Origin of the sequence: Phenylobacterium sp. (assembly GCF_036495085.1) — a bacterium.
Taxonomy (GTDB): domain Bacteria; phylum Pseudomonadota; class Alphaproteobacteria; order Caulobacterales; family Caulobacteraceae; genus Phenylobacterium.
Window position 1 is genome coordinate 1 of record NZ_DASXNL010000164.1, and the last position, 6906, is coordinate 6906.

The 6906-nt window shown below is 66.1% G+C and carries 7 protein-coding genes; 5 read left to right on the forward strand and 2 right to left on the reverse strand.

The features are described from left to right. A partial coding sequence (locus VGI62_RS18135; protein ID WP_331505951.1) for an NAD(P)/FAD-dependent oxidoreductase occupies window positions 1–377 on the forward strand: 377 nt, incomplete at its 5' end. Here VGI62_RS18135 and VGI62_RS18140 read toward each other — a convergent pair. Beyond that, a complete protein-coding gene (locus VGI62_RS18140) occupies window positions 374–1243 on the reverse strand; it encodes a pirin family protein (RefSeq protein ID WP_331505952.1) in 870 nt (289 codons plus the stop codon). The two genes, VGI62_RS18135 and VGI62_RS18140, sit on opposite strands and share 4 nt — an antisense overlap. A 150-nt stretch (window positions 1244–1393) precedes the next feature. Between VGI62_RS18140 and VGI62_RS18145 the strand changes: the two genes are divergently transcribed. Both VGI62_RS18145 and VGI62_RS18150 read left to right on the forward strand, forming a co-directional pair. Continuing rightward, on the forward strand, window positions 1394–1864 hold the full coding sequence (locus tag VGI62_RS18145; RefSeq protein ID WP_331505953.1) for a glycine zipper 2TM domain-containing protein: 471 nt from the start codon (window positions 1394–1396) through the stop codon (window positions 1862–1864). A 107-nt stretch (window positions 1865–1971) separates the two neighbouring features. After that, a complete protein-coding gene (locus VGI62_RS18150) occupies window positions 1972–2790 on the forward strand; it encodes an acyl-CoA thioesterase (protein ID WP_331505954.1) in 819 nt (272 codons plus the stop codon). A 78-nt stretch (window positions 2791–2868) separates the two neighbouring features. On the opposite strand, the gene VGI62_RS18155 is transcribed toward VGI62_RS18150, so the two are convergent. Continuing rightward, entirely contained in the window at window positions 2869–4125 is a 1257-nt protein-coding gene (locus VGI62_RS18155) for a cytochrome P450 (protein WP_331505955.1), read from the reverse strand. A 103-nt stretch (window positions 4126–4228) separates the two neighbouring features. On the opposite strand from VGI62_RS18155, the gene VGI62_RS18160 reads away from it, so the two are divergent. Beyond that, a complete protein-coding gene (locus VGI62_RS18160; protein WP_331505956.1) occupies window positions 4229–5047 on the forward strand; it encodes an RNA methyltransferase in 819 nt (272 codons plus the stop codon). Window positions 5048–5114: 67 nt separating this feature from the next. Beyond that, window positions 5115–6906 (forward strand): PAS domain S-box protein (locus tag VGI62_RS18165; protein WP_331505957.1); only part of this gene is annotated, 1792 nt, incomplete at its 3' end.

Consider the following 6906-nt stretch of genomic DNA (forward strand, 5'->3'; position numbering starts at 1 on the left):
TGCCAAACGTCGAGTTGCACACCCATACCGAGATCGTCGGGATCGGCGGCGAACGTTCAAAGGGCGTCTCATCGATCACGTGCCGCAACCGCCAGACGGGCGAAACCAAGACCCGGGCGCTGCGCCACCTCTTCCTGTTCATTGGCGCTGAACCTAACGCCGACTGGCTGGAAGGCTGCGTCGAGACCGACGACAAGGGTTTCGTGGTGACGGGCGCTGCGGCGGCGCTTCCTCTGGAGACAGCCCTGCCCGGGGTTTTTGCTATTGGCGACGTTCGCGCCGGCTCGACAAAACGGGTGGCCGCCGCGGTCGGCGAGGGGGCCGCGGTGGTGGCGCAGATCCATGCCTACCTGGGCCGCCTGACGACGGCGGCTTAGACGGCGATCTTGTCGAAGAGGCCCGCGTTGTAGTCGCCGATGGCCTGGACGATTTCCTCGCGCGTGTTCATCACGAAGGGACCGTGGGCGACTACGGGTTCGCCGATCGGCTCTGCGTGGCCGAACACGACGACGGCATCCGTCGCGCCTTCGATTTCTACCGTGTCGTCCTCGAGGTCGAGTTCGGCAAGATGCCAGGCGCTCGCGGCGAGGCCGTTCACTTTCACCTCACCCGAGACGACGTAGAGGAAGACATTGCGGCCGGCGAGGGAGCCGAATCCCGCCCGGCCACCGGCCTTGAGGTCGATGGTGGTCATGAAGACCCCGGTCAGCGAGGTGATCGGACCGTTGTAGCCGCTCCAGGCGCCGGAAATCAGGTGGACGAGCGCAGCGCCCTGATCGACCGGGATGGCGGGTATCTGATCGGCCTGCAGGCCGACATAGCGCGGCGCGGTCATCTTAAGGCGGCCGGGCAGGTTAACCCAGAGCTGCAACAGCTCCAGTCGCCCGCCCGATCGCAGGAAGTCTTCGGGCGAGACTTCCGCATGCACGATTCCAGAGCCCGCGGTCATCCACTGCACGCCGCCCGCCTTGATCACGCTCTCGTGGCCAGCGGAGTCGCGATGGGCCAGCTCACCATCCATTACGAACGTCACGGTCTCGAAGCCGCGGTGTGGGTGCGGTCCGAACGGCAGGCCGCGGTTGTTGGGTCCGTAGGTCTGCGGACCGTGGTGGTTCAGGAAGAGGAACGGGTCAACCTGCTGCAGGCCTGGCCCCGGAACTGGGCGGCGGGTGATCAGGTCGCCGATGTCGTCACGGGCGGCCGGGTGCAAGGCTTTGACGGTCTTGAAGGGCATGGCGTCCATATAGGCGGTTCCCGCCGCGCGCGAAGCCGGATGCTGCAGGTTGTGAACCGCAGATAACGACGACCTCAGACCTCGTTCAGCGGCCGGGCCCCCTAATCGGTCCATCAGCGGCGCCGAAAGCTCCGCGCTAGACATGGACTGGAGAATGACATGAAGGTCGCCACGATTTCCGGCGCTGTGATCGCCGCCCTGGTGGCCGGCGCCGTCGCCACCCCCAGCTTCGCCCAACCTTATGGCTACGCCGGCGACTGCCGCGCGGACCAACGCAGTAACACCGCGGCGGGCACGATCATCGGCGGAATCGCTGGAGCCGTGCTGGGGTCGAACCTCGCCGCTCACCACGGCGGCCGCTCCGGCGGAGCCGCCATCGGGGCCGTCACCGGCGCTGTGCTCGGCAACGCTATCGGACGCAGCTCTGGCCAGGCCTGCGGCTTCCAAGAAGGTTATGGCGCCATCTATCACGCGCCGGTCTACGGCAGCGGCTACTACGCCCAGCCGGCCTACGGCTACACCCAGCCGGCCTACGGCTACGAGGCCCGCGGCTACGACGCCCGCTACGTCTCCAACGCCTACGACCGCTCGCACGATGGCCGCAGCGATTGGCGCGCGCACGGCCGCTGATCACAACAAGGCCTGGCCCGGAAAGTGGCCGCATTCCCGCGGGAGTGCGGCCATCGTCGTTTCGGGGCGCCTTGCGAACGGCGCTCCGGTGGAGTCAAGAAGGCGGCATGGATCGGCTCTTCTTCGACCTGCGTGCGACCCACAACCCGCACCGCTGGTTCATGCCGCTGACGCCCGACGTCTGCGTAGGATCGGGCGAGAACCTCTTCATGTTCGGAGGCGTCGGGCTGGCCTCGGCGATCGCGGCCATGGAGCGGACGTCAGGGCGCCCAGTGATCTGGGCGACGGCGCAGTACCTCTCCTACGCCCGCCCGCCCAGCGTTGTGGACCTCGACGTTTGGACGCCGGCCGTTGGCAAGCACAACACCCAGGCCCGCGTGATCGGACACGTCGAGGATAAGGAGATCTTCACGGTCAACGCCGCGCTCGGGCTGCGGCCGAGCGAGCTTTCGCGCCAGTGGCTCGCGATGCCCGACGCGCCCCGTCCGGAGGACTGTGCGCCGGCGGAACATTGGCGAGGCTCCGGCCGCGGCCTTCACAACCGCATCGAGGTCAGGGTCGCCAAAGGCCGCTATGGCGCTGACCGGGACGGCAACCCCGAGGCTGACGGGCGCCTGCTGCTCTGGATCCGGCCGCGCGAGCGGTTCGCCATAGACGCCTCGATGCTGGCGGTCATGGCAGACTTCGTACCTTCCGGTATCGGCAACGCCATCGGCAAGAACGCCGGCGGCAACAGCCTGGACAACACCTTGCGCGTGCGCCGGATCGTGCCCACCGAGTGGGTGCTCTGCGACATCCGCATCCTGGGTGTTCATGGCGGCTTCGGCCACGGGGCGATGTACCTGTTCGCCCAGGACGGAGAGCTTATGGCCACCGCCAGCCAGTCGGTGATCGTTCGCGTGCGCGAGGGACCCGAGGACCGCTAGAAAAACTCCGCCGTCACGACCGGCCCTTCGTCCAGATCATGGACAGGATCTGCCAGCTTCCTCGGTTGCGCGCACCCGTCAGTTCCGCGCTGGAATGATAACGGGCAGGGTCTCGTAACCTTTCACGAAGGTCGAGTAGACCCGCTTGGGCTCGCCCACCACTTCGATAGCCGGGAAGCGCTTGAGGATTTCTTCCCAGATGATCTTCAGTTGCAGTTCAGCCAGGCGGTTGCCCACGCAGCGGTGGATCCCGAAGCCGAATGAGACATGGGTGCGCGGCCGCTCGCGGTCGATGATGTATTCGTTGGGCCGCTCGATCACCTCGTCGTCGCGGTTGCCCGAGACGTACCACATGATGACCTTGTCCCCCTTCTTGATCTGCTTGCCCTGGAACTCGAAATCCTGCAGCGCGCGGCGGCGCATGTGAGCGAGGGGGGTTTGCCAGCGGATGGTCTCGGAGACCATCGAGGGTATCAGCTCGGGATTGGCGCGCAGCTTGGCGTACTGATCGGGGTTTCGGTTCAGGGCCAGGATCGAGCCGGAGATCGTGTTGCGTGTCGTGTCGTTGCCGCCAACCGTCAGGAGCACGATATTCCCGAAGTACTCGCGCGGCTCCATGTTCCGGGTCGCCTCGCCGTGCGCCAGCATCGAGACAAGGTCCCCGGTAGGGTCGGCGTTGACCCGCTCGTTCCAGAGGTTCGTGAAGTACGAGTGATATTCGACGAAGATCTGCATCTTCTGCTCGATGGAGTCGATCAGACCTTGGCCGGGGACGGCGGTGACCACGTCGGACCAGTAGATCAGCCGGCGGCGATCCTCCTGCGGCATGCCGAAGAGGGTGGCCAGCGTCATGCCGGTCAGTTCCTTGGAGACCTTGTCGACCCAGTCGAACTCTTCGCCGATCGGCAGGTTGTCTAGGATCGTGGCCGCTCGCTCGCGGATCAGGGGCTCCATGACCTGCAGGCTGGTCGGCGAGACGGCGGGGCTTACGGTCTTGCGCTGCACATCATGGCGGGGCGGGTCCATGGCGATGAACATCGGCAGTGGCCCGTCGCCTTGCGTTTGCTCGGCGATGGTGATGCCGCCTTCGGAGGAGAACACCTGGTGATTGGTGTCGACCGCCATGATGTCGGTGTATTTTGTGATCGACCAGTACGGTCCAAACTCGTGTTCGGCGGTGTGGTGCACCGGATCTTCTTTGCGCAGCCGCTCGAAGATCGGCCACATCGCGTCGGCCTGGAAGAGCGCCGGCTGGGCCGGGTTCAGCAACTCCAGCGGCGTCGAATAGGCCGCTTCCCGGGCTTCGGCGAGGTTCGCCAGATTACCGTCCGCCATGGTGCGTCCTCCTGATTTGAGCATTGCATAGATCGCAACGTGACGCTGGCGTCAACTTTGTTCCGGACTGGAGGCGGACACAGCCGCGTGAGACAAGCGCGGCATGCCGATGCTCCTCACCATCGATGACCCTGGCGACCCGCGGCTCGCCGACTACCGGGAGGTCCGTGAGCGGGACATGATCGGCCGCCGGGGCGTGTTCATCGCCGAAGGCGTTGTGGTGCTCGAGAAGCTGATCGCCGCTGGTCGCCACCCGATCCGTTCTGTGCTTGTGGCCGAAAAGCGGGCTGCGACGCTGGCGTCGCTGTTCGCCGGGCTGGATGACGATACCTGCGTCTATGTTGCCGGCCAGGCGGTGATGGACGCCGTCGTCGGCTTTCCGATCCACCGCGGGGTGCTGGCGGCGGGGACGCGGGCAGAACCGGACCTGGCGAGCTTGCTGGCCGACCTGCCTGAGAGGGCGCTGGTCGTGGGGCTGGTGGGCATAGCCAATCACGACAACATGGGTGGCCTGTTTCGCAACGCCGCCGCGTTTGGAGCCGACGCCGTCGTGCTGGACGCCAGCTGTTGCGACCCCCTTTATCGAAAGGCGATCCGGGTTTCGGTAGGCGCGGCCCTGACCACGCCCTTCGCGAGAGGCGGGGCGGGGGCCGACCTTGTGGCCGCGCTCGAAAAGGCCGGTTTCTCCATCGTCGCGCTTTCGCCGGCCGGCGGCGCGACACTAGCCGACCTCAAGCCCGCCAAGCGGACCGCGGTGCTCTTTGGCGCAGAAGGCCCGGGGCTGCCGGTCGCGGTGCTCTCACGCACCTGCACCGTGCGCATCGAGATGGCCGGCGGTTTCGATTCCCTGAATGTCGCGACGGCCAGCGGCATCGTCCTGCACCGGGTCGCCGCGATGGAGCGCCTGGCCGAGGATCCCTAGAGGCCTTTCTTAACCCGGGTGGAAGACAGTCGACCAACAAACGTGGAAACCATCCCTGGGGGGATGCATGGCTGGCGCAGGTCGCCTGAAGACACCCAAAGGCCTGGAGCAGTCCGGGCCCGTGTTCGACCGGGCACGGCGCCTGGCCAGGACGCTGTTCGGCGACGTCGAAGCCTCAGTGGTGCTTGTGAACCAAGGGGCCGCCTGGCGCAGCCATGATCCGGACAGCGCCCTGCCGAAGGATGCGCCGGTCGCGCAGATCGCCATCGAGGCGGGCCGCCTCTTCTGGCTCGCTGACGCGACCCAGGACCCCAGGTTCCGTGACCGTCCAAGGGTCACGGGTGCGCCGCATGTTCGCTTCTACGTCGCCGCGCCCATCCGCCTGGAAGACGGCTCGATCCCGGGCGTGTTGGCGGTCGCCGGTTGTATGCCCCGGACCTTCGAAGCGGAACTCGCCGGGCGCCTGCAAGATCTCGCCGACTTCGTGGCCGACGAGTGGAGCCGGCTCCAGTCCCAGATCGCCCGCGAAGCGGCTCGCCGCGAGAGCGACGTGGCCCAGAAGATCGTGGCCCAGATCATCCAGACCGCGCCTATCTCGCTGCTGATGACCGATCGGCTGATGCGGGTCGTGTCCGCTAGCCCGCGCTGGATCGAGAGCCGTCAACTCGTGGGCCAGGAAGTCATCGGCCGCTCCCTCTACGATCTGTTCCCGAACACCCACGGGCAGTGGCGCGATGTCTACGAACAATGCCTGGCCGGCGAGGCTGTGCGGGCTGACAAAGTGGAACTGGTCCGCAAGGACGGCTCCGTCGTTTGGTTGCAGGTGGAGCTGACGCCCTGGCGCGGCGCGGCCAGCGAGATCGGTGGCCTCATCATCACCTCCCATGACGTGACCGAAATGGTCGAGGCCCTGGAGCGAACCGAGCGCTCAGAAGAACGGCTGCGGCTGGCCATGGAGATCGCCGACATCCATGTCTGGGAGCTCGACTATCGGCGCCGTGAGCTGATCAAGGTGGGCGCTGAAGACACCTTCTTCAGCGAGCCGATGACCTACGAGACACTCTATCGCAATATCTGGGACACCATCGATCCGCGCGATCTCGACCGGGCCATGGAGCAGTGGGGCCGCCACGTGGAAGAGGGCGTTCCTTTCCGGCCTGAGTACCGGGTGAAGCGGACGGACGGCAAGGAGGTCTGGGCGCAAGGCGCTGTCCGCTTCCTGCAGGATGGCGATGGCAAGCCCCTGCGCATGATTGGAGCGCTGCAGAATATCACCGAGCGCAAGGCCTCCGAGCGCGCGCTCGTCGATGCCAAGGATGAGGCGGAGAGCGCCACGCGGGCCAAGAGCGCCTTCCTGGCGACCATGAGCCATGAGATCCGCACGCCTCTGAACGGGGTCCTGGGCATGGCCCAGGCCATGGCCATGAGCGATCTGGCTGAACACCAGCGCGAACGACTGGATGTGATCCGTCAATCCGGCGAAAGCCTGCTTGCGATCCTCAACGACGTGCTCGATCTCTCCAAGATCGAGGCGGGCAAGCTGGAGCTTGAGCAGGCGGAATTCGACATCGCCGAGCTGTCACGCGGCGCATTGGCCGCCTTTACCGCGACCGCCCAGTCAAAGGGCCTCGCCTTCGAGCTGAAGGTCGCTCGCGGCGCGCGCGGGGTCTATCGGGGAGATAGCGTGCGGGTCCGGCAGATCCTTTACAACCTGGTCTCGAACGCACTGAAGTTCACGGAAACAGGCGGCGTGAAGGTGGCGGTGAGCCGGCGCAACAAGCGGCTCGTGCTGAGCGTCGCCGACACCGGTATCGGCGTCGCCCCCGACAAGCTGAACGGCCTATTCCAGAAGTTCGAGC

What these genes read in the sequence shown, in the direction of transcription:
- VGI62_RS18140 (WP_331505952.1), bottom strand. Translation starts at nt 1,243, where the DNA reads ATGGACGCCATGCCCTTCAAGACCGTCAAAGCCTTGCACCCGGCCGCC.
- VGI62_RS18145 (WP_331505953.1), top strand. Translation starts at nt 1,394, where the DNA reads ATGAAGGTCGCCACGATTTCCGGCGCTGTGATCGCCGCCCTGGTGGCC.
- VGI62_RS18160 (WP_331505956.1), top strand. Translation starts at nt 4,229, where the DNA reads ATGCCGATGCTCCTCACCATCGATGACCCTGGCGACCCGCGGCTCGCC.
- VGI62_RS18150 (WP_331505954.1), top strand. Translation starts at nt 1,972, where the DNA reads ATGGATCGGCTCTTCTTCGACCTGCGTGCGACCCACAACCCGCACCGC.
- VGI62_RS18155 (WP_331505955.1), bottom strand. Translation starts at nt 4,125, where the DNA reads ATGGCGGACGGTAATCTGGCGAACCTCGCCGAAGCCCGGGAAGCGGCC.